Below are 22,113 nucleotides of genomic sequence, written 5' to 3' on the forward strand. Positions count from 1 at the left end.
GGCCCGTGGAAGACCTTAGTCTTGCGTCGCTCCCTGCCAGTAGCGGGATCTTGACCTAAGTAAACCTGCAATCGCCAGGTATCCGGTTGGCCCTTGTGGGGAGTGATACTTCCGCGCATGTGATCACACTACCAGCAAGCAATCGCTCCACGGATACCTATCCGTATCACATCCGTATCACGCAACTTTTAGAGCGTATAGTGCTCCACGCAATACTGCCTCTGAGCTGGGCGTTCCTGGCTGGCGGGCCAGGGCTCGAACCTGGAACCTCCTGATCCAAAGTCAGGCGTTCTGCCGATTGAACTACCCGCCACTGCAACCTGATACCCTACCATACGCTCGAATCGATGCCGACCAATCCGCAGCAGGAGACAGAGGGCTACGCCAGAGCGACTAGCATCTCTGACTCATGGGATCATTGATTAAGAAGCGCCGTAAGCGCATGCGCAAAAAGAAGCATAAGAAGATGTTGAAGAAGACGCGCTGGCAGCGACGCGCTGGTCGTTAACTGATTCACGGTTTAATAACCCCTCTGGCGTTGCCAGAGGGGTTATTCTTTCGACGTCGTTGTAGCTCGGCGAAGACGTGGCTCTGCGTGACAGCCGACAGCCACCACCTCTCCCACAGCACTCGGCAACATCGCCGCATGTGCATTGGAGCCGCCTCGCTCCGCCACAAGGCCAAGCTCTGCAAAACTCCCCTCGATGAACAGAGTGGAGCCTGATCCGGCGAGCAACACTGGACGAAGGAACCTTGCGTGCAACTCCTCACTCAATGCGCGCAGTCTCGGTTCGACCTCGCAGGCTGCCAAGAAGAGATCGTTATCGCCTCCATCACTACCTATTCGATCAAAGGCCCGATAGACGGCGACCGTCGAGATTGAGAACTCAGGCAAAAAGAGGATGTAGTGCCGTTCGATGTCTCCAAGAGCTTCGACTTGGTCGCCAATCCCACCGACGCGGACATGCCCACCGACCAAGGATGGCGGGACATCGGCCCCGAGACGTGCGACTTCACCAAGGTCCCCGTGATAACCAAAGTGACGCAATATGGCGGCTGCGTCGCTTGACCCGCCTCCCAAACCTGCACCCTGAGGGATTCGCTTTTTCACCTCAACATGAGCCGATATCCCCAGAAAATCAAGGGCTCTGATAACTGAATTAGCGCTGTCGACAGCAACCTGGTAACGGCTGGCTCCACCCAAAAGAGGATCTGCGACCATTGTCACGACGCTTGGTTCATGCGTGGCGCGGATAGAGAGCACGTCGGCAAGAGAGAGCGAGACCATATCGGCTTCAATTTCATGGTATCCATCGGCCCGACGGGAGACAATTTTGAAGCGAATTGTCAGCTTCGCAGGTGCCTCAAGCTGGAGCACCAAGGCCAGCCTCCTCTAGAGCTCGCCCAATAGCAATCCACTCGTCGAGGAGCAAGGACTCGGGACGACGCGTCACCGCAATGCCTAGCGATCCAACAATGGCACCTTGCTCAGGAGTCAGTGCTCGCCGTAACATCTGACGACGGTGTCCAAAGGTCAACCGAACAACCCAAACGATGGTGTCATACAACCGTGGATCAACTATGGACAGAGGGTCACGCACGCGATCGAGACGTATCACCTTTGAACCCACCTTGGGCGGAGGCACAAAGACTGAAGCTGGTACGGTGAGGACTTGGCGCGTACTCGCCATGAGTGCAACATGAACTCCAAATGCCGAGGAATTACGGCTACCGACTGGTGCCAGCAGCCGGTCGGCCATCTCTGCTTGAACCATTACGATCACCGACTCAACATACCATGCGCGTTCGAGAACACGAAGGATAATCTGGGAAGCGATATTATAAGGGAGATTACCGACGACGACAGTAGGAAGAAGATCGAACCCGGCATGAATAAAGTCGAAAGCCAGGATATCGTCGTTGACGACTTCAACGTTCGTGATTCCCCGCTCCATCAGTGTTGATTGCAATTCAGCCGTGAGCGCACGGTCTGCCTCGACCGCTAGCACCTGCTCGAAATACTCAGCAAGGAAAACTGTAAGCGATCCCGCACCAGGACCTACCTCAATCGCCCGAGCCTTCTGCCCGATGGAGGCCTCATACGCTATTTTCCGAGCGATGTTTGCGTCGACGAGAAAGTTCTGACCCAACGCACGGGACGGCTCAAAGCCTTGCGAGAACAACCGCCGATGCAGTTCAGATTTCGAAACACCCGTGGTCAACTATTGCCAGTGTAGCACTGCCTCCGTAAGCCCTTGGCCAAGAGGTGCGATGTTGGCAAAAGAGGCGGGAGAGAGGTCAAGAATGCGACCACCGACATACGGGCCACGATCGTTGACCACGCACTGTGTTGATGCACCGGTGTTGGCATTGGTCACCGTCACGACTGTCCCAAACGGCAAACCAGGCGACGCGCAGGTCCCAGCAGGTGAACCGTACCAAGAGACAACACCTGACTGGCTGTACTCTGGTGGAGGAGGAGGAGGTGGTGGTGGAGGTGACGTCACAACCGGCAAGGGAATCGGTAATGGTCCCGGAGGCGGAGGCGGAGGTGCCGCCAGCTGCGTCATTCCTGCAGTAGCATCTGCGATTGACCCCAAGCCGGCAATAACCGCAAGGCCATTTTCATTCAAGAGTGTGACCTTGGATGTCGATGAATACAAAACTGGGAGCACTCCGCTGCCAACACTCGCTGAAGTGTGAGCAGTGGGTAGCTGACGCCCAGCGGTGAGATCACTCGTCAGAGAAAAACTCCCTAACGGCATCACAACCGCCCAACTGGTCGCGACAAGCGAAGCAACACCGACACTGATCGGTACTGCCCTACTCATGCGAGCCAACTTCCTGCGAAGTCTCAGAGCGAAATCCTTCCACTCGGCAATAGGACGGCAGATTTGCCTAAGCGAATCTGCATGTAGCTCAAGAGCCTTGGCCAACCTAGCCTGATGAAGTTACTCCTCCGTCACTTCTCAGCCGATTTTATAGATTTTTATGCTGTAATTGGAACACTTCTATGGTATTCTGCCACGTCTGGCCCGCGAATTTCGTGGGGTCGACGCCTCGAAGTTCGGCAAGAAACGAACCGGTGATCGCCACGTTGCCGATGTGATTCGGCCGGCCCCGAAGGGGTACCGGTGCCAAGTAGGGTGCATCAGTCTCAACCAAAACCCGCTCCAAAGGAGCGACCAAAAAGGCCTGACGGACCTCCTCGGCGTTCTTGAAGGTTGCAATCCCCGAGAACGACAGATAAGCACCATAGTCGAGCGATCTTCTCGCCTCAAGAGGGCCACCTACGAAGCAATGCATAATCAGACGGTCCGGAACTCCCTCATCATCGAAGATCCGGAACGTATCCTCCCAGGCGTCGCGGGTGTGAATGACAAGTGTCCGATCAAAGCGTTTTGCGAGCGCGATCTGGGCCCGGAACGCCGCCTCCTGGTCTTTTGGATTCGAGTACTCATAGAACAGATCGAGTCCACACTCGCCAACCCCGCAGACGATCTCGGGGTTCTCCTTGATCATCCCTTCGAGGGTCTCGAGGCTCTCCTTGCTCGCCGAGTCCGCATCGTGTGGGTGAATCCCCACCGCAACCCCGATGGTCAACTCGGGGTACTGTTGGCGCAGTTGGCGGGAGAGCCGTACCATCTCCGCGGACGATTCGACCGAGGTGCCGACCGCCACGAAGCCACCTACTTCCTGTTCTCTCATTGCATCGAGTTCGTCGCTCCAACCCTGGGCCGTCGGATGGGCATGCGAATCGAACCACATCAACGCCCTCCCTTGACCAAGCGCGGGAACAACGGTTCAGCACGCGCAAGTTCGCACACCTCTCCACCGGCGACCCATTCGAGAGGTCCTAGCTCATGCCACCCCAACCGCGCGAGCACTCCCGCACTCGCGTCTGGGACTGCAGGAATGAGAAGTGCTGTGGCGAGTCGAAGCGCCTCCCTGACCACACCGAGACACCATGCACTTGCAGGGTCATCCACAGGCTGGCGCCACGGCTCGTATTGCTCAAGGAGCGAGTTCGAAAAGCGCACCATCTCCATGGCCGCGCCAAGGGCAGCATTTGGACGGAACTCATTCCAGGCAGCGACTCCTTCCAACCACATCGCTTGTAACGGCTCAATTCTCTCATCTAAGGCCGGAACAGGTGGAGTCCTGCCCCCCAATTTTTGCACAATCAGTGCGACCGTTCTTGAGACAAGATTACCAAGATCATTCGCAAGATCAGCGTTATAGGTCGCACGCAAACGCTCGAGTGAGACGTCGCCATCCGACCCGAAACTAGTAGCAGAAAGTAAGTAATAACGAAGTGCATCAGAGGATAACTCCCGGACGACACTCAGTGGATCGATCTGATTGTGGCTTGACTTCGACATTTTAGCGCCGTCCACCAAGAGCCATCCACTCACGAGCAGCTGTGATGGTGGATCGATGCCCGCCGCCAAACACATCGCTGGCCACCAGACAGCGTGAAAACGAATGATGTCCTTACCTAACAGGTGATGAACTGCCGGCCACCAGTCTGCGAACCGGGTGTCATCTTCCCCATAGCCAATGGCGGTAAGATAGTTAATCAGAGCATCGTACCAAACGTAGAAGACGTGCTGATCATCCCATGGAACCTGCACACCCCAGGTAATGGAGGTCCGGGTAATCGAGATATCTTTGAGCCCCTGTCGGAGGAAACCAAGAACCTCATTGACTCTAAATTCGGGCGTCACCTGAATCTTGCCTGATTCGTAGAGTTCAATCAGCCGATCGGTAAATGCGGAGAGTTTAAAGAAGTAATTCTCCTCGCTCATCTCGGAGACTGGTCGCTCATGCACGGGACACCGGTTGCCGTCAAGGAGTTCGCTCTCCTCGTAGTAGGCCTCACAGGCGACACAGTAGAGACCGACGTAGTAACCCTTCTCGATGAAACCATTCTCGTAGATAGCAGTCAAGAACTTCTTGACGGTCTGATGATGACGATCCTGTGTTGTCCGGATGAAATCATCGAAAGAGATCGCAAGCTCTTTCCACGCACCCACGAACCGGGTAGCGGTCTGGTCGACCCAGGCCTGCGGCGATATCTGGTGCTCCTCGGCTGACTGCTGAATCTTCAACCCATGCTCATCGGTTCCCGTCAGGAAAAGGACCTCGTCCCCGAGCAACCGATGCCAACGAGCAAAGGCATCTGCATTGATCGCGGCATAGGCGGTGCCCAGGTGCGGATCACCATTCACATAGAAGATGGGTGTCGTAATATAGAAGCGACTCATTCTGGCAATTCCAATCCATCGTTGCTGTCGAACGCTAGTTTAACTCGACCGCGTTCCATTGGATCGACTCGAGAGCATCAGTTGATAGGCATCCCGGTTGGGCACCGCTTGAACCTGCGCATAGATTGCGGCCGCCTCCTTGGTTCCCAGCGTCGATGCGGCGAGTGCGTGCAGCAATCGATCACCCTCGACTTCGGATGGCGCCACTGCTGGGGCCTCTTCGACTACAATCACCCATTCCCCTTTGGGCTCCGTACCCGCGAGCCACTCCAGCGCTTCGGAGAGGGTCATCCAGTGCATGGATTCGTGCAGTTTGGTTAGCTCACCAAGCAGCAGCACCTGGCGAGAAGGATCGTGCGCAGCAAGCTCGGCACAAGTCTCATGCAACCGTCGAGGCGATTCCAGGATGACTCCGACAGAGGGAGCCCTCATCACGTTCGCGACCATCTGCGACCGTTCCACCCCGCGACGAGGGAGAAACCCATAGAAGCAGGCGGTGCTCGCCATCCTCGGCCAAAGTGCCAATGCTGCGGTGAGTGCCGACGCTCCTGGAATCACGCGAACCGTCCCACCATGACGAAGGGCAAGTTCCACGAACCCAGCTCCGGGATCCGACACACCGGGCATGCCTGCATCCGAGACGAGTGCCACATCACCGGTCTCCAGGGAGGCGAGAAACTCCACCTCAGTGATGTGCTGCCTACCTTGATAGCTGCGGACCTCGCGGGGGGTGATCCCCACCAGATGACAGAGTCGACCAAGGACGCGAGAGTCCTCCGCTATCACAAGATCGACCGTGCTCAAGCACTCGCGAGCGCGCGGGCTAAAGTCTCCCAGATTGCCGATCGGAGTACCGACCACAAAGAGCGTGCCGCTCATGACTTGATCATCAGCCGATCCCCGATTCCTGGCGTCGCAACCGCCACTACATGCCGAGGCAACACGATAACCCTAAGGGATGAAACCATTAACCAGGGGCGTAGGGCACGTAGTTCACGCACACGACGAACAACTAATTCCTTATCGAGGAAGAGTGCTACTCCATTGGTTGCCCTCCCGACTCCTGGCCACAGCACAACGCCTGCACCGAGATCAATGGCCATGTCAATTGCTGCGCGCATTGACCAGCTCATCGATCGTGCCAACATGAGCGAGGCGAGAACCTGACCACGCGAATCAAGTAACCACGCCATGGTCACTACACGTTAAAACGAATCTCGAGGACATCACCATCGGCGACAAGATAGTCCTTGCCCTCCAATCTCAGCTTGCCCGCCGCCTTTGCCTTCGACCACGATCCAATCGCCAGGAGATCCTCCCAGAAGATAACCTCGGCGCGGATAAATCCGCGGGCGAGGTCAGAATGAATCACCCCAGCACACGCCACCGCGTTGGAACCCGCACGGAAGGTCCAGGCGTGGGACTCCTTATCGCCGGTGGTGAAGAACGTACGCCGATCGAGGGCGCGATAGGCAGCCTCGGCGATACGATCAAGCGCCGGGCGCTCGATACCAAGTGCCTCTAACATCTCCTCTCGCTCCTCCTGGCTGAGACGAACCAGTTCGGATTCGAGTTTGAGACTTGCTGACAGCACCACCGGATCACCGCCGAGTTGCGCCGCCACCTTTGCTTCAAGCTCTGGATCACCTTGCGGAGTCTCCTCGTCGGTGTTGATGACCGCCAAGACTCGCTTGTTGGTCAGGAGAAAGGAGTTGTGCAAGATGGCGAGCACCTCACTACTCAAGCCAGCCCGGTAAATAGGTGTCCCCTCCTCCAGTGCAGCACGGGCGACCTCCAGGGCTTCGATCTCTCCACCAAGGGACTTATCAGCTCGCGCGGCACGCTTTCTTCGATCGAGGGTGCCCTCAATGCTCCCGAGATCGGCGAGCGTCAACTCCAACTCCAGCGTCTCGAGACTCGACAGCGGGTCACTCTCCCCTGGTATCTGATCATCTTCAAAAGCCCGTAGGACATAGACAATGCCGTCGACTTCACGAATCTGGCCAAGAAAGCGATTGCCTAATCCCGCACCGGTGGAACTCCCTGAAACAAGTCCCGCGATGTCGGCAACCTGGATATGGGCATAGACGAGTTTCTTGGACTCATGCAACACTGCGAGCTTGTGCAGACGTTCATCAGGTACAACCGCCTCTCCCACCACGCTCTCCGTAGTCGAGAAGGGATGAGGCGCCACCAAGGTCTCCGACCCCGTGAGCGCGTTATAGAGGGTCGATTTGCCAGCGTTTGCGAGGCCAACCAGGCCGAGACGTTCCATACTCCAAAGCCTACCGCTCAATACCACTTCTCCGAAGGGTGGCGAGACTAGCCCCTGTGGCCGACTAGCCTGTCTCACCTATGTCAAAGAGAACAGTCAAGAGAAAACTGCGGGCCAAGAAGAAGGCGAACCATGGGAAGAAGCCGAACTGCGGTCGAGGCTAGTAGCGTCCTCGAGATCGCGACGCTGTTCACGGGTCGATCGCATCACTCTGGGATGACCGGAGAATCTTGCTGGCCTGCACGATGAGTTGAAACCGTCGCAGAGACAGTTGCATCCTGCCAAAGGCAGGGGAATTTGGGCAGGTCAGGCAATGAGAGACGGGGCGAGCCTCGCTCGGTTGGGCTGTCCCAAAGTCGACACCAAATCGGTTCTCTCGCTGCCCAAAGCAGGTCGGCTAGGTCGAAGGAGCGTGGGCGTATCAAGGACCACGACCGACTCACAGCTGAGTTCACCCATCAAACACACTCACCCGCAGGACGAATGCGATAGCCGGAACGGGCCGCCAGTCTTGACAGAAAGGCACCTCCCCCGACAGAATGGTTCCTCTCCGACGGCGTGGAACTTCGGGGTCGCATCGACCATGACCAACACAAGCGTCCACGATCCGGTCCTCTCATTAACCATGTGAAACGTGCTGAAGGGATCGTCTCGACCGGCCGGGGTTGTTGGCGTTTACTCTTCTACCTATTCGACACTTGATTGGATCGAGGTGACGAAGGGGCCGTAGGCACGCAGTAACGATAGGGACTCAGGGCTTAAAGAGCATCAGGTAAAAGGCGACGAGATACAGTACCACTACAACCTGTTGGGTCCGCAGGACGATGAGGCCTTGCGAGTGGATCTCAGCGTCGCTACCTGCTACAGCACCTACCTCCGGTACCGATGCCAAGAGCGCACCCAACGTACGCTGCGCCGGCCAGCCGCGCGCGGTCAAGAGACCAAGGGTGATCACCCAGATCGTGACTGCTGCCAAGAACCAAATCTGGCTGATGTCTGCGGCATCGCGGAGCACCAGCAGGCTAATCCCAAAGACTGGCACAAGGATGACACACCATTGCGCCAGCGATATCCTGCCATCAAAAAACCGCCGTACCGACTCGCTCGGTCCCAAGTGCGCGGCGTCACGGGCAGTCCATCCCGCCATTGCGTTGGAGCCAAAACCGATCAGTCCTATTCCAACGTGAAAGATGAGGAGCACAACATAGAACGGGTTGTTAATCGCTAGATGCACCAGAACACCCTTGAATACTTCACCTTCGCCATAGCTTCCCTGTCACTTCAGTGACTGCATCGAGTGCATAGTCGATATCGGCGGCGTCGAGCGATGCCGCGTAGGAGAAGCGCACTTGGCTCAACGCCTCTTCACGAGCGTAACCAAGGGCGCGCAACACATGCGATGGCTGCATCGCTCCGGAAGCACACGCCGCTCCTGCGGAGGCATAGACGCCACGCTCGTCCAGGAGAAAGAGAATGTCCTCTGCGCGTAGGCCACGAAAGACTGCACTGGTCATTCCCACCCGGGACTCCTCGGAGCCTACGATGATAATTCGTTGATCGAGAGCGACCAATCCCCGTTCCAGCCGCTCCTGCAGAGATCGACAGACCTGTCGATGCTGCTCGCTCTCCCTCTCGGCCGTGAGCAACGCATGAACGCCTGCCGCTGCAAGTGGGACCGACACCGTTCCAGCGCGCAGGTCATACTCCTGGGGGCCCCCAACCAAGAGCGGTGTGATCTCAACCCCACGTCGTCGAAGCACCACCCCCACTCCAACTGGACCGCCTACTTTATGTGGGCTCAAAACGCCAAAATCAACCCACTCCATCGTCTCTGCGATCCCACCCCAAGGTGCAAGCGCGACAAGGTCGGAGGCCACGAACGCAGAAGGATTGAGCCGCTTCACCAGCGAGCTCAACGCACGAACTGGCTGAATGACCCCTGTCTCGTTATTCGCTCCCATGATGATTAGGGCGTTAATGGTCTTTGGCGAGGCCTTCAAAGCCTCCATAGCCGGTACCAGATCGACGATTCCTGATGGAGTCATCGGGAGCCAAACGACCCGATCACCCAAGCGTTTCAGTGGTTCCATCGCGCAGCTATGTTCTATCGGTGTGGCAAAGATCATGCCAGGTCGCTCGGCAGCTACACGGACTGCCCAATTCATCGATTCTGTCGCACCGGAGGTGAAGAGAACTTCATCAGCCGCCACGCCAAAAGCGTGAGCGGCTCGCGTGCGGGAGAGTTCAAGCTGATGCTTCGCGGCAGCTCCAGCAGCGTGCCCGGAGGCTGGATTCCCAAGAGTCGCACGTACCGCGTCGACGTACGTCGCTACGACTTCCTTTGACATCGGGGAGGTCGCCGCATGATCGAGATAGACTTCCACGTCTCCTGAGTCTACGGATCCAACCAGCACCGTTGCGCTGCAACCTCAGCCCCTCCTCATCGAGTCGCAACCTCGCGCAGCGCCATCACGCCTTCGTAGACCTGTGCAAAACTGGTATAGAGCGGAGACGGGGCAAACCGGATACGCTCGGGGACGCGGTAGTCCACCAACACTCGATGATCGACAAAGAGGGAGTGCGAGAAGGCAAGAGCATCGGGATGCTCGAAGGTGAGATGTCCGCCCCGTTGTGCGACCTCGCGCGGTGATGCGAGTCTGAAGCCTTCTGGCGCCAGATAGGCATCGAAGAGCTCAAGGGCCAGCTGCGTTTGAGCGATCGACTTACTCCGAAGTCGTTCGATGCCCGCATCACAGACCACGCCGAGCGCACCCTTGAGCGCTTGGAGCTGCAGTACCGGGGGTGTGCCGACCAGAAAGCGTGCTATGCCAGGGGCAGGTTCGTATCGTGGCCCCATCTGGAACTGATCGGCCGCAGAGAACCACCCCCAGATGGGTTGCGTGAGCTCACTCTGGAGACGCGCTCGCGCATAGAGAAAGGCTGGCGAGCCTGGCCCCCCGTTGAGATACTTATAAGTACAGCCAACCGCGAAATCGACATCGCCATCGTCCAAGGCAATCGGTATCGCACCGACCGAATGGGAAAGATCGGCGACCAACATGCCTCCAACGCTGTGGACCGTATAGGCGATGCGAGCAAGATCGTTCAGTGCACCAGAACGGTAGTTGACCTGCGACACAACGACAAGCGCCACGTCATCATCGAGATAGGGTGCAAAATCGTCGACTGAGATCGGATCATTCATCGCGGTGGCCATCAGGCGAAGTTCTAGGCCATGGGCTGCGGCGATCCCCTCAAGGATATAACGATCCGTAGGGAAATCATTGGCATCGACCAGAAGCGCGCGACGATTTGGAACGAGCGAGAGGGCTGCGAGAATCGTCTTATATAGGTTCACCGAGGTCGAATCAGAGACGACGACTTGCCCGGGTGCGGCACCGAGCAGCTCTGAGCCCAACACGTCACCCAGCTGGGAGCTGAGTTCCGTCCAGTGCTCCCAACCCCGAATCAACTCTTCGCCCCACTCGTCATCGATGGCAGCAAGGATGGCGGCGCGGGCATCGTGGCTCAGACGACCAAGCGAGTTCCCGTCAAGATAATTGATACCAGACGCGTCGGAGACGAATCGACCCCGAAACTCTCCAAGCTCATCTGACTGGTCGAGCTGATCGATTCTCTGCCTTACCTCCGCCACCATAAGCCACCCCTCTCTTCCTAGGGTTACCCTAGCGAGACAGCAGCCCGCTCCCCACCTCGCTCGAATCGCTCCCTGCCTCTCGCAACACGCACCTACTCGACACGACAACGCTTCCGCTCGGGCGATTGACACCACCATGATCGACACCTGCCTTCTCGGTCCTATGCACCGCGCGCGTTGCTGCCAACGGCATCGCAGCTTCCCCGCTCGTGTAGCAGACCGAAACGGAACATCTCGGTGAACTCTCGGTTATACCTAGCACAACAATTCACGAAACTAGGGTCACGAGCTGCTAGCTTGAGTGGATAAAGGAGCGCCTGTGGATGCACATCAGTTGAGACTCGATCCCCTCACCGGTCGATGGGTAGTCGTCGCCGAGGGGCGACGATACCGACCAGCCGCAATCTCCCTCTCTTCGGAGGTATCACCAGAGGATCAGACCCGCCCCTGTCCGTTCTGTCCGGGGAATGAAGAGGCCACGCCTCCGGCACTCGAGACCTATGGACCAACGGGTTCCTGGCAGGTCAGGGTGGTTCCAAATCTCTACCCAGCCTTTCAAGGGGATGCCCCGATGGTCAGTGTCAGTCACGGACCCGTCTTCACCCAAGCCCCGGCCGCCGGGATACACGAAGTACTGATTCTATCGCCAAATCACGATGCAAAGTGGAGTGACTTCGATCAAGAACAGTCACGTGTCGTGATGTCAGCCATCCGGGATCGAACGGAGGCGCACGCGCACTCCAAAGCGATTCGCTACTCACAGGCCATCGTCAATCAAGGACGTGATGCTGGTGCATCCATGGCGCATCCCCACGCACAGCTCCTCGGCATGTCTTTTGTTCCCCGAGAACTCGCGGATGAACAGGCGGGGTTTACCCGATTTGTTGGCGGTTGTCTCCTCTGTACGACCGTTGCGCTTGAGGAGTCCATCGACTCACGGATTCTCTTCGCTAATGACCATCTCGCCGTCATCGCACCGTACTGGTCGTCGATCCCTTTCGAGCTCCTGATCATCCCAAGAGAGCACGGCCCCTACCTGCACCTAGCGGGTCCAGACGCCCTCTTTGGCGTCGGAGAAGCAATCACCGCTTCGCTGGCGACGATCCGCGAGAAAGTTGGACCCGTCGCCTACAATCTGGTTTTTCACTCCTCCCCCTATCGTGCTTTTGGCAACTTCCATTGGCACGCCCATGTCTATCCGAAGCTTTCTACGCTTGCTGGCTTTGAGATGGGTACCGGAGTGCCGATCAACATCGTCTCGCCGGAGCTCGCCATCGAAGTCCTAACGGACGGACCGCGTCACCTCGCCGTTGGGTAGTGCGGTTTCGACACCGCCACTCGCCCGTCGGTTTCTCCATGACCGGGCGTACACTCTGTATTCCCACTGCGGCAAGCGGGTAGTGCCACGATCGGGCAATTGCGCTTGAGAGAACGACCTTGCGTCCTTCCTACGAACCGTACCGATCGCCCTCGCAAGCTATTACGTCCGAACCTGACCGGCAACAAATCACGCAGTCGGCCAACGACTGGGCTTTCTTCGGGGTGGTAGGTGCGTGGTCATGGCCCACCAACACCAGCGGCCACGACGAAATGGCCAATCCGCGAGGACGCATCGAACAGCCAAGTCCCCAGCGATCTCGCCCGAGACCGCTATGTCGTAGCGAGTGCACTCTCGACGAAGGCCGCTCCTCGCAAACCCGCGTCATCACCAAGCTCGGCAGGACTCAGCCGCAGACCCGTCAGATACTTAGGAACACTCCGGTCAAAAACCTGCTGGGTGAGCTCAAGAACAAATGGATCCGAGAGGCCAAGTCCCCCACCAACGACGATCTTGTCCGGCGCTAACAACCAGGCAAGGTTCGAGAGGAGGATACCAAGCGCCTCAGTCACCCTGCTCAGCACCTCGCGCTCCATCCCGGCGTTTGCTGCGGCTGACTTCACCAATCCAGGATTATCGACTACCAGACCAGCCTCTTTTGCCATCCGCGCTAGTGCAGTGCCCGAGGCGAGTGCCTCAGCCTCATCCATCGCCTCAAGTCCAAGACGGGTGTGACCGGCCTCCATTGTCGAGAAATGTCCCCGTAGGAGGCGTCCGGCATGCACAACTCCTGCGCCGACCCCGGTGGAACAGGTCAAAAAGACAACGGTCGACCCACCCTTGCCAGCACCAAGCTCTGACTCTCCGAGTGCCGCCATGTCTGCATCGTTGACGAGGATAACCTTCTTGTTCAGCACCTTCTCTAACGCCGAGACGCTCAGCTCGCTAAGAAACTCCTGATCAAGATTCGGCGCGTAGACAACGTGGCCCTTGGAGTAGTCGACCACACCTGGTGCGCCAAAGACGAGGGTCGAAACCTCTTCGCCCTCAACGAGAGATACGAGCTGTCCAAGTCCCTCACCTACAGAGGTCGCCTCTTTGGTGCTCAATACCGCACGTTTGACGATGTCGCCATCGCTCGAGACACGCGCCATCCGGAAATTCGTTCCGCCTAGATCAACCGCTAAGACCTCGCCCATTTAACACCAACCTCCAAACTCGCTGACTAGACCGTCTGCCTCCCTTGGGCCACCGGTGCCTGCGCCGTAGAGGAGAGAAGCTGGCTGATCAAGTAGTGGTGATACTACCCGCCACGCCGCCTCAACCGACTCTTCCGATGCAAATCGCGACTGATCGTTGCGGGTCACATCGTCGATCAGCTGCGCGTAGGGCTCTTCTCCCTTCACCTGACCGCTAGCACGACCCACCTCCAAGGAGACCGGAGCGGAGCGAAGATTAGGACCGGGCACCTTGGCCTGCATCCGCAGATCGATTAGATCCTGGGGCTTAAATTCGAAGATCAAACGATTCGGTTCCGGCTGATGGTGGGTGTCATTTGAGTCAAAGATCAGTGTCGGCGGCGACCGAAACTCGATGATCGCATTCGTCTTGGTCTCGTCGACCGCCTTCCCAGCCCGGATAAACACTGGCACGCCTGCCCACCGCCACGAGTTCAAACGGACACGAACGGCTACGAAGGTAGGAGTCGAGGAGCCAGGAGTCACGCCTGGCTCGTTCATGTAACCGCGATACTGCCCGAGCACCGACTCAGCCAAGGAGAAGGGCTCCATTGAGGAGAGTACCTTGACCCGCTCCGAGGCAACCGCATCAGAACTCATCGACAGCGGGGGCTCCATTAACAGCAGGCAGAGGAGTTGGAGGAGGTGGTTTTGCACCACGTCTCGCAGGACGCCAACGCTATCATAAAACGCCCCCCGACCCTCAACCCCGAAGTCCTCAAGCATGTTGAGTTCGATCCTCGAGACATAGTTGCGATTCCACAGCGGTTCAAGAATGGAGTTGGCGAACCGAAATACCAGCAGGTTCTGGACAGCCTCTTTGCCGAGAAAATGATCAATCCGATAGATCTGAGTCTCACTAAATGCCTTCGTCAGGACGCTCGAGAGCTGGCGAGCATCTGCGAGGTCTCGACCAAAGGGCTTCTCGACCATCACCCGTCCTGTCTCGGCAAATCCGGCTGCCTCAAGACGATCGACCACGACCTCAAAGAAACGCGGAGGTATCGCAAGGTAGAAGATCGGCTCCGCATCCGACTCGATCACCGTTGCTAACTCCTCGTAGAGATCCTCCGCGCCGTAGTCACCCCGGACATAGACCACGTCAGCAACAAACTCCTCGATCTGGGCCTTGTCGAAGTGGCCCGAGTCGATCAGGAGGGCCGCGACATACTCGCGGAAACTCTCGACACTATGCTCGGTATCGGCTACACCGACTACCTGGAGGCGATAACCTTGGTGATCACGAAAGACCGTCATAAGGGCCGGCAATAGCATCTTTTTTGCTAAGTCGCCAGTCGCTCCGAACAGGACAAATGGTATTTTCCTCATCGCATTTCCTCTCTCAATCACCGTCGACTGTCGTTGCCCATCATGACGCAATACGCCTCAACGTCCCGCCAGCCTGGCAGCCGCCAAACGAACACGCTGAGGCGTAAAGCCAGACCAAGCCATCGGTTATGGCTTGAGCTCGTGAGCATGTTGTCGCGCGTGCACTACACGCTGAACCGCATTGACCAGACCTACATGGGTAAAGGCCTGGGCGAAGTTGCCCAACATCTGCCGTTGGGTCGGATCGTACTCCTCGGAGTAGATCCCGAGCGGATTCGCGACACCGATCAGCTTCTCCAACATCTCCTCGGCCTCATCCACCTTACCTTGCATGGCAAGATTCTCCACCAACCAGAACGAGCAGGGCAAGAAGACTCCCTCTGGCTCATCGATCCCATCGACACCAGCATCGGGTTGGTACCGGAGGATAAAACCATCAGCGGAGAGATCTTTTTGAATCCGATCGACCGTCGAGACCATGCGCGGGTCCTTCGCATCGATGAACCCCATGATCGGCGCAAGCAACACCGAGGCGTCAAGCCGTTCAGAGCCGAACGCCTGCACGAAGGAGCCAAGCTTCTCGCTGTAGCCCTCGCTGAGGATCCGCTCTGCTAGGCGGGTTCGCTCCCGATCCCAGAGCGTGCGGGGGCCATCGTAGCCGAGTAGATCGAGGGTTCGGATGCCCCGGTCGATCGCTACCCACGCCATGATCTTCGAGTAGGTGAAGTGTTGTCGGTCGCCACGAATCTCCCAGATGCCATCATCGGGCTGTTCCCAAACCGAGACCACGTGGTCGGTCAAGTACCGTTGGATCTCCCACGCGTTCTCATCAGGCTTGATGCCGTGGTTCAACATCTGATAGAGCACATCGGCGACCTCTCCATAGACGTCGAGCTGGAACTGCCCCGATGCCGCGTTACCGATACGTACCGGACGAGAATCACGGTAGCCCTTTAGCCAATCGAGCTCAAGTTCTGGGATTCTTCGTTCCCCAGCGACGCCGTACATGATCTGGAGCTGGTCGGCGCTACCCGCGATCGCCCGTAAGAGCCAGGAGCGCCAGGCACGTGCCTCGACTGGATGTCCGCGTTGTAGGAAGCCGTAGAGCGCAAAGGTGGCATCCCGCAACCAACAGTATCGATAGTCCCAGTTGCGACTACCTCCGATTTGTTCGGGCAGTGCCGTCGTCAACGCCGCAACCATCCCACCAGTAGGAGCATAGGTGAGCGCTTTGAGGGTGATCATCGAACGACGAACGGCGGCGTCGTAATGACCATAATCCTCCTTCGCCTCCGCGATCCAACCTCGCCAAAACGCGCGGGTTCGCGTCAACTCCTCGCGTGGACGAACCTGCCTGGGAATCTTCTCGGTTGACCCGTAAAAGACGAGGACAAAATCCATCTCCTCGCCTTCACGCACGCGGAATTGACCGACCGACATCATGTCCTTACCTTCGAGTTCGACGCCTGACTCCAACAGCACGGCGTTGGGACCGAGAACGAACGACAGGCCCCGCTCGATATGGCGAACCCATGGAATCGCAACCCCATAGTCAAAGCGCAACGAGAGAGTGGCCTTCATGTCGACGTAGCCGTCCAGACCCTGGACGATGCGCACAATCCGTGCATGTTCCTCACGAATCGGCATGAAGTCGAGGAGCCGAACCGAACCCGTCTGGGTGGAAAACGTGGTGGAAAGAACAAGGGTGCCCTTCTCATACACCTGTTCCGAACGAAATGTTGGCGTATCCGGCGCTATCTGAAAAAAGCCGTTACCGTCATCGCCAAGCAGGCGCGCAAAGCATGCATCAGAGTCAAAGCGGGGCACGCAAAGCCACTCCACCGCCCCCTCATTCGAGACGACCGCCCCGGTGTGAAGATCCCCAATTAACCCACACTGTTCCAATCCGAGCGACATCCACCACGTCCTTTAGGAACCGGTCGCCGCACAATCGCGGCGTAAACTTACAGGCGTTCCCGCAGGCACAGCAGAAACCCCTTACCAAACTAGCCCAGACTTGATGAAAAAACGAAACGATCAGCCATCATGAGCATCCCAAGTGATCGATCCACCTACCTCCGCTGGCTCCTGCCTGCGAGCAGCTTCCGCCTGCCCGTTGCACTGCTCCCTCTCGTCATCGAGTACGCCATCGGATCAGGAGCGAATTTTCGCTTCGCCTCACTCGTGGTTGGCGCGCTTGGGATGGGCGAGCTCTCCGTTGTCGGGATCGTCGCTACACCTCTTGGCGTGCACGTCGGTCGGCTTAGAACCCGCTCGACCCTCACACTCCTCGCGCTGGCCGATATCGCGTTGGTTCTCGCCAGTCTCATCCATCCACTGCTGTGGGTAAGCCTCCCTGGGGCGTTGTTGTCCGGCGTCCTCACGGCCCTCGGTAGTGGCCAACTCCGACAGCTGTTGACGCTTCGGCTGCAGTCCCAATCGCTCCAACGCTACCTCTCTTGGGATGCGGTTGCGCTCGAGTTCGCCTACCTCCTTGCCCCGCTACTGGTCTCGTTACAGGTGGTCCTCGTAGGCTCACATGGCCTGCTCATCACGCCCGCCATCCTCGCCATCACCACTCCATTGCTTCTTGGAGAGAGCCCTCGCGCAGCACCCACGCCGAAGGAAGCACCGCGTCTCAACCTTCGTTCATGGCTCTGGGTCCTCAGTGCCGCTGAGGGAATGGTCGAGGGAATGGTCGTCGTCTCGATCGTCCCCATCTGTACGGATCTCATCCATCAGCCACCCTTTGGGGCGATCTCCATGGCCTTGCTTTCGGTCGGATCCATCCTTGGAGGGACCCTCTATGCCCACCTTGGAACGCGTTCAATCGGCATCCGACCACTGCGAAGAATCGCCCTCCTCCTCATTGGATTATCGGGCTGTCTCATCGCGAGTGCCCTCGGCGACCACCGCGAACTTTTCCTTGGGGGGCTTCTCTTCGTCTTTGGCGGCTTTATCGCTCCAATCAACGGTCTCCGCAGCTACGCAGCTACGCATCAATTTGCGGCGCATCTCCATGGTGCCGCTTTTTCGATGGTCTACGCCAGTTACTCCGTCGGAAGTGTCGGAGCCGCTTTCACCTTCGCCGTCCTCGACCAGACGATCCCGATCACTGACCTACCCGTGATCGCCGCAATCGTCGTCATCGGCATCGCGCTCGCGTACCTCTCGCTGGATCAACGCCGAACGGCATCGAGCGCCCCTCACTAGTGCAACCGTACGAGGAGTTCCTATTCAGGTGTTGGCCAGATCTGGCTCATGTTGGCTCAGCCAGTCACCAAGGTCCACGAGTGGGCGTGCCCCTGGATGGGCGATCACCTCGGCTGCCAACGATTGTCCAAGTCGCAAGACGTCGAGTGGACGCAACTCGTGAACAAGTCCCGCTATGAAACCTGCGGCGAACAGATCACCAGCTCCAGTCGTATCGACCGCCGAAGCATAGTCAGGTACCTCGAGGTACTCATAGGTATCTGCACCGAAGTAGACGGCCCCATGATCACCAAGGGTAATCGCACCAGAGAACCGCATACCGGATAGCACCTCCACAATCTGGTCAAGGTCACTCCGTTGACTGAAGGCACTCGCCTCCTCGCCATTGGCGAGCAGATAATCGATGCTCGCCGGAAGCGACCGCTGCAGACTCTTGCGATGTCGTTCGACCAAGCTGGCGTCTGAGAGACTGAAAATAACCTTCGTACCATAGCGACGGGCCGTTCGAGCCACATCAAACAGGCGATCTCCAAGGCCAGGAACGTCAAGGAGATAACCTTCGATGAAGAGGTACGGCGTCCCCGTTGCAATCTTGAAAGGAAAGAGCTCCGCCGTCAACTCCTGGGAGGCGCCTAGATAGGTCAGCATCGTGCGCTGCCCGTCCTCCGTGACGAGTACGACACAACGACCAGTTCCTTCAGCGTAGTGCTGCTCGGAGAGGACGACCTCTACGCCGAGCTCGCTGAGATCCTGCGCGAAGAGCGACCCTTCATCATCCTCGCCAACTGCGGTATAGAGCGCACTCTGAACGCCGAGCAGTGAGAGGCCCACCAACGCGTTGGCGACGGACCCACCCCCATGTCGCTCCCACTCCCCCGGAAGGCCCGCAATGATACGCTGCTGCTCCTCACGTGTCGCCAGGCGCATCGACCCCTTGGTCAGCCCGAGCTGGCGGAGCTGTGACTCAACAACGACGGTCGAGACATCGACGATGGCAGATCCAAACCCCAAGACAGTAACTGGTTTCACGGGGTCCTAGCCTAGGAGCACCCAGGGGCGAGCCACTCCCCGCAACGCGCAATGACTCCCCGCGGACTGCCGGCGGAGCGAAGAGCCCTCGTCGTGATCGCAACCTTTCACCATGATTGCGACATAAAAACCGTGCCGGTCGACGACGTTTCCTCGTGCTGGGCTCGACCCTCGCGAGGATCTCGGCTATCGTAGTTGAGGTGAGAGATGATAACCCATACCGCTTAACCCGTTCCGTCGAACCGATCCACTACGACCTTTTTCTCCATATCAACCCCGACGAAGAGAGTTTTTTTGGAGCGGAGACCATCACTGTGCGCGTCAACGACGAGACCACCACCGTCGAGTTGAACGCCCTCGACCTTGACGTCTCAGCCGCACGCCTCAACGGAGAGCCGGTGTCGGTGACGGTCGACCCCGCCCACGAGATCGTCCGGCTCCAATGCGCTGCTCCGCTACCGAGTGGGGTTGATGCGCAGATCCAACTGGAGTTCTCTGGTAAGCTACGCGCCGACCTGTCGGGTCTCTACCGCTCCACCTACAACGATGAGCACGGGGTCACCCACAACATGGCGACTACACAGTTCGAGTCCACTGGCGCTCGAGAGGCCTTCCCGTGCTTCGATGAGCCCGACATGAAGGCGACCTTCACCATCACGCTTGAGACACCAACCTCACTGCAGGCCATCTCGAACTATCCAGAGCACGAAACGAAGCCAAGTGAGGATGCGGGTTTCACGAGACACCTCTACGAAACCACGATGGTGATGTCGACATACCTACTCGCCTTCGTCGTTGGCGATCTGCGCATGACGGCTCCGATTGTTGCAAACGGAGTGCCAATCCGCGTCATCCACACGCCGGGCAAGGAGGCGCTCACCGGTTTTGCCCTCCGTGTTGCCAACCACGCCATCGCGTACTTCGAGGATTGGTTCCAGATACCCTATCCTGCACCGAAGCTGGATCTTCTCGCGATCCCCGACTTCGCCTTCGGTGCCATGGAGAATCTCGGCGCCGTCACCTTTAGGGAGACTGCACTCCTCGTCGACGAGACGCGGGCAGGCCAGACAGAGCTAGAACGCATCTGTGATGTAGTCTGTCACGAGATCGCACACATGTGGTTTGGTGACTTAGTGACCATGAAGTGGTGGAACGGCATCTGGCTCAACGAGGCCTTCGCAACTTTTATGGAGACAAGTGCCTCCGATGCCTTCAACCCTGACTGGCACAAGTGGGACTCCTTTGGCATCGCTCGGCTTGGCGCCCTCAATATCGACGGTCTTCCCTCAACACGACCGATCGAGTTTCCGGTGATCGCACCGTCAGACGCGGAAAACATGTTCGATCTGCTCACCTACGAGAAGGGATGCTCAGTCATCAAGATGATGGAGCAATACCTCGGTGAGGAGACCTTCAAGAATGGCGTGCGACGTTACCTGAACAGCCATCTTCATGCAAACGCCGAGACGGAGGACCTTTGGAAATCGCTCGAAGAGGCAAGTGATGAGCCAGTCACCGAGATGATGAACACGTGGATTCTCCAGGGCGGGCACCCCCTCGTGAGCGTCGATGCACTGCCTAGTGGCGTGCGACTCTCACAGACTCCCTTCCGTTTCCTCGGAGAGGAGACTGATCCCATTGGCGAAATCGGAACGAGTTGGCTGATCCCCGTGGTGAGCCGTGAGCTAGACGGCCACGAGCACCGAACTGTCCTCGGCCAACAGGACCACGTGATCAACGCAGACCGAGGCCCGATTATCGTCAACGCCGGCGGCATCGGCGTCTATCGAACGCGCTACTCCCCCCAGGTACTCCCTGGACTGTGCGAGCACTTCGGCGATCTTGAGATGCTCGAGCGCTTCAATCTCATCGCGGATACATGGGCGATGGTTCTCTCCAACCAGGCGAGCCTCGCTGATGCGATCCAACTCTTCACCTATTGCATCAGCGAAACCGACCCCAACGTCCTCCAGGTCGTCGCGTCCTCCCTTGGGCTTTTGCAGCGCATCGCCTTGGAGGAGGAACGAGCCTCCGTGGCACAACTAACCAGCTCGATCTTTACCCCGGTGATCGAAACTCTCGGAATGGAGCCCAACGATTCGGACACACCGCTGACAAAGGTCGCGCGTTCGGTCGCTTTTACTGCCCTTGGCACGATCGCCGATGATCCAGAGGTCCGTGCCCAAGCCCTCCAGTGGTTCCGCGAAGAGATGAGCGGCGTTGGGGGACCAAGTGGTGATCTCGCCTCTGCCGTACTCGCCACCGTCGCCAGACACGGCGACGACTCAGAGTTTGCCTTCATGCTGGATCGCTATCGCAACCCACTTGACCCACTTGACGAGCGACGACACCTCCTCGCCCTGGCTGACTTCCGACAGCCGTCACTGATCAGTCGCCTCCTGCCAATGATTTTGACCTCGATTCGCTCACAAGATGGTGCCTTTGTGCTCAACCGAGTGATCGCCAACGAAGCGGTCGCCGAGTTAGGGCTTGACTTCGCCTTCTCACACTTCGACGATCTCCTTGCGCGACTGCCGGCAAACAGCTACGACCTCGCCTTTGGGTCGCTTCCAACCTTGATCTCGCCGACCATCTATCAACGTTCTGCCCAGATCTTCTCGTTCTTCGAGACCCATAAACTACCAGCAGGGGAACGATTGCTCACGCAAACACTGGAGCGTTACCGGGTCAATCTGCGCTTCCGCGACCGTTACGCGGGTCGATTGAACTCATTTCTGTCATAGGGAGTCCCCCACGACGACGCTACAGGTTAGACGATGGATCGG

At 57.9% G+C, this 22,113-nt stretch carries 20 protein-coding genes and 1 tRNA gene; 5 read left to right on the forward strand and 16 right to left on the reverse strand.

The window, feature by feature from the left end:
- Positions 1-237: 237 nt before the first annotated feature.
- Positions 238-313 (reverse strand) — tRNA-Gln (locus tag M7439_RS09790).
- Between the two features lie 96 nt (positions 314-409).
- Between M7439_RS09790 and M7439_RS09795 the strand changes: the two genes are divergently transcribed.
- A complete protein-coding gene (locus M7439_RS09795; RefSeq protein WP_081901091.1) occupies positions 410-508 on the forward strand; it encodes a 30S ribosomal protein bS22 in 99 nt (32 codons plus the stop codon).
- A 42-nt stretch (positions 509-550) separates the two neighbouring features.
- Here M7439_RS09795 and M7439_RS09800 read toward each other — a convergent pair whose 3' ends face one another.
- The 8 genes from M7439_RS09800 to ychF form a co-directional block, all read right to left on the reverse strand.
- Positions 551-1,378, reverse strand: coding sequence for a 4-(cytidine 5'-diphospho)-2-C-methyl-D-erythritol kinase (locus M7439_RS09800; RefSeq protein ID WP_298347314.1), 828 nt, complete (start codon positions 1,376-1,378; stop codon positions 551-553).
- Positions 1,365-2,222: a 16S rRNA (adenine(1518)-N(6)/adenine(1519)-N(6))-dimethyltransferase RsmA gene (gene rsmA, locus M7439_RS09805; RefSeq protein ID WP_308464480.1), complete on the reverse strand. Its 858-nt coding sequence runs from the start codon at positions 2,220-2,222 to the stop codon at positions 1,365-1,367. The genes M7439_RS09800 and rsmA overlap by 14 nt, the downstream gene beginning before the upstream one ends.
- Entirely contained in the window at positions 2,223-2,831 is a 609-nt protein-coding gene (locus M7439_RS09810) for a septal ring lytic transglycosylase RlpA family protein (RefSeq protein WP_298347315.1), read from the reverse strand.
- 148 nt (positions 2,832-2,979) lie between these two features.
- Entirely contained in the window at positions 2,980-3,768 is a 789-nt protein-coding gene (locus M7439_RS09815) for a TatD family hydrolase (protein WP_298347316.1), read from the reverse strand.
- The gene (metG, locus tag M7439_RS09820; protein WP_298347317.1) at positions 3,768-5,267 is read right to left on the reverse strand and encodes a methionine--tRNA ligase; all 1,500 of its coding nucleotides are present in this window, start codon (positions 5,265-5,267) and stop codon (positions 3,768-3,770) included. Before metG ends, M7439_RS09815 begins: the two co-directional genes overlap by 1 nt.
- 39 nt (positions 5,268-5,306) lie before the next feature.
- A complete protein-coding gene (gene rsmI / locus M7439_RS09825; protein WP_298347318.1) occupies positions 5,307-6,146 on the reverse strand; it encodes a 16S rRNA (cytidine(1402)-2'-O)-methyltransferase in 840 nt (279 codons plus the stop codon).
- Positions 6,143-6,460 (reverse strand): hypothetical protein, encoded by a 318-nt coding sequence (locus M7439_RS09830; protein WP_298347319.1) that lies wholly within the window; start codon positions 6,458-6,460, stop codon positions 6,143-6,145. The genes rsmI and M7439_RS09830 overlap by 4 nt, the downstream gene beginning before the upstream one ends.
- A gap of 5 nt (positions 6,461-6,465) precedes the next feature.
- Positions 6,466-7,542 (reverse strand): redox-regulated ATPase YchF, encoded by a 1,077-nt coding sequence (gene ychF / locus M7439_RS09835; protein WP_298347320.1) that lies wholly within the window; start codon positions 7,540-7,542, stop codon positions 6,466-6,468.
- 80 nt (positions 7,543-7,622) lie between these two features.
- Between ychF and M7439_RS13100 the strand changes: the two genes are divergently transcribed.
- A complete protein-coding gene (locus M7439_RS13100; protein WP_371524890.1) occupies positions 7,623-7,706 on the forward strand; it encodes a 50S ribosomal protein bL37 in 84 nt (27 codons plus the stop codon).
- A 587-nt stretch (positions 7,707-8,293) separates the two neighbouring features.
- On the opposite strand, the gene M7439_RS09840 is transcribed toward M7439_RS13100, so the two are convergent.
- The 3 genes from M7439_RS09840 to kynU are packed head-to-tail and all read right to left on the reverse strand — an operon-like array spanning position 8,294 to position 11,200.
- Positions 8,294-8,776 carry a hypothetical protein gene (locus tag M7439_RS09840; RefSeq protein WP_298347321.1) on the reverse strand — a complete coding sequence of 161 codons (483 nt, stop codon included), beginning with the start codon at positions 8,774-8,776 and terminating at the stop codon, positions 8,294-8,296.
- Between the two features lie 19 nt (positions 8,777-8,795).
- Complete coding sequence (locus tag M7439_RS09845; protein ID WP_298347322.1) at positions 8,796-9,926, reverse strand: cysteine desulfurase family protein; 1,131 nt, start codon at positions 9,924-9,926, stop codon at positions 8,796-8,798.
- A gap of 56 nt (positions 9,927-9,982) precedes the next feature.
- Positions 9,983-11,200, reverse strand: coding sequence for a kynureninase (gene kynU, locus M7439_RS09850; protein WP_298347323.1), 1,218 nt, complete (start codon positions 11,198-11,200; stop codon positions 9,983-9,985).
- 319 nt (positions 11,201-11,519) lie between these two features.
- Between kynU and M7439_RS09855 the strand changes: the two genes are divergently transcribed.
- Positions 11,520-12,518: a DUF4921 family protein gene (locus M7439_RS09855; RefSeq protein WP_298347324.1), complete on the forward strand. Its 999-nt coding sequence runs from the start codon at positions 11,520-11,522 to the stop codon at positions 12,516-12,518.
- Between the two features lie 332 nt (positions 12,519-12,850).
- On the opposite strand, the gene M7439_RS09860 is transcribed toward M7439_RS09855, so the two are convergent.
- The 3 genes from M7439_RS09860 to M7439_RS09870 form a co-directional block, all read right to left on the reverse strand.
- Positions 12,851-13,717: an ROK family protein gene (locus M7439_RS09860; RefSeq protein WP_298347325.1), complete on the reverse strand. Its 867-nt coding sequence runs from the start codon at positions 13,715-13,717 to the stop codon at positions 12,851-12,853.
- Entirely contained in the window at positions 13,718-15,085 is a 1,368-nt protein-coding gene (zwf, locus tag M7439_RS09865; protein ID WP_298347326.1) for a glucose-6-phosphate dehydrogenase, read from the reverse strand.
- Between the two features lie 126 nt (positions 15,086-15,211).
- The gene (locus M7439_RS09870) at positions 15,212-17,002 is read right to left on the reverse strand and encodes a glycoside hydrolase family 15 protein (RefSeq protein WP_298347327.1); all 1,791 of its coding nucleotides are present in this window, start codon (positions 17,000-17,002) and stop codon (positions 15,212-15,214) included.
- A 129-nt stretch (positions 17,003-17,131) separates the two neighbouring features.
- Between M7439_RS09870 and M7439_RS09875 the strand changes: the two genes are divergently transcribed.
- Positions 17,132-18,298 carry a hypothetical protein gene (locus M7439_RS09875; RefSeq protein ID WP_298347328.1) on the forward strand — a complete coding sequence of 389 codons (1,167 nt, stop codon included), beginning with the start codon at positions 17,132-17,134 and terminating at the stop codon, positions 18,296-18,298.
- Between the two features lie 24 nt (positions 18,299-18,322).
- On the opposite strand, the gene M7439_RS09880 is transcribed toward M7439_RS09875, so the two are convergent.
- The gene (locus tag M7439_RS09880) at positions 18,323-19,327 is read right to left on the reverse strand and encodes an adenosine kinase (protein ID WP_298347329.1); all 1,005 of its coding nucleotides are present in this window, start codon (positions 19,325-19,327) and stop codon (positions 18,323-18,325) included.
- A 200-nt stretch (positions 19,328-19,527) separates the two neighbouring features.
- On the opposite strand from M7439_RS09880, the gene M7439_RS09885 reads away from it, so the two are divergent.
- Positions 19,528-22,071 (forward strand): M1 family metallopeptidase, encoded by a 2,544-nt coding sequence (locus tag M7439_RS09885; protein WP_298347330.1) that lies wholly within the window; start codon positions 19,528-19,530, stop codon positions 22,069-22,071.
- Positions 22,072-22,113: the final 42 nt, after the last annotated feature.

The organism is Ferrimicrobium sp. (assembly GCF_027319265.1).
Taxonomy (GTDB): domain Bacteria; phylum Actinomycetota; class Acidimicrobiia; order Acidimicrobiales; family Acidimicrobiaceae; genus Ferrimicrobium.

Coding starts and splice junctions, on each gene's coding strand:
- M7439_RS09795 (WP_081901091.1), top strand. CDS start 410: ATGGGATCATTGATTAAGAAGCGCCGTAAGCGCATGCGCAAAAAGAAG.
- M7439_RS09810 (WP_298347315.1), bottom strand. CDS start 2,831: ATGAGTAGGGCAGTACCGATCAGTGTCGGTGTTGCTTCGCTTGTCGCG.
- M7439_RS09815 (WP_298347316.1), bottom strand. CDS start 3,768: ATGTGGTTCGATTCGCATGCCCATCCGACGGCCCAGGGTTGGAGCGAC.
- metG (WP_298347317.1), bottom strand. CDS start 5,267: ATGAGTCGCTTCTATATTACGACACCCATCTTCTATGTGAATGGTGAT.
- rsmI (WP_298347318.1), bottom strand. CDS start 6,146: ATGAGCGGCACGCTCTTTGTGGTCGGTACTCCGATCGGCAATCTGGGA.
- M7439_RS09830 (WP_298347319.1), bottom strand. CDS start 6,460: ATGGCGTGGTTACTTGATTCGCGTGGTCAGGTTCTCGCCTCGCTCATG.
- ychF (WP_298347320.1), bottom strand. CDS start 7,542: ATGGAACGTCTCGGCCTGGTTGGCCTCGCAAACGCTGGCAAATCGACC.
- M7439_RS13100 (WP_371524890.1), top strand. CDS start 7,623: ATGTCAAAGAGAACAGTCAAGAGAAAACTGCGGGCCAAGAAGAAGGCG.
- kynU (WP_298347323.1), bottom strand. CDS start 11,200: ATGGTGGCGGAGGTAAGGCAGAGAATCGATCAGCTCGACCAGTCAGAT.
- M7439_RS09860 (WP_298347325.1), bottom strand. CDS start 13,717: ATGGGCGAGGTCTTAGCGGTTGATCTAGGCGGAACGAATTTCCGGATG.
- zwf (WP_298347326.1), bottom strand. CDS start 15,085: ATGAGGAAAATACCATTTGTCCTGTTCGGAGCGACTGGCGACTTAGCA.
- M7439_RS09870 (WP_298347327.1), bottom strand. CDS start 17,002: ATGTCGCTCGGATTGGAACAGTGTGGGTTAATTGGGGATCTTCACACC.
- M7439_RS09875 (WP_298347328.1), top strand. CDS start 17,132: ATGAGCATCCCAAGTGATCGATCCACCTACCTCCGCTGGCTCCTGCCT.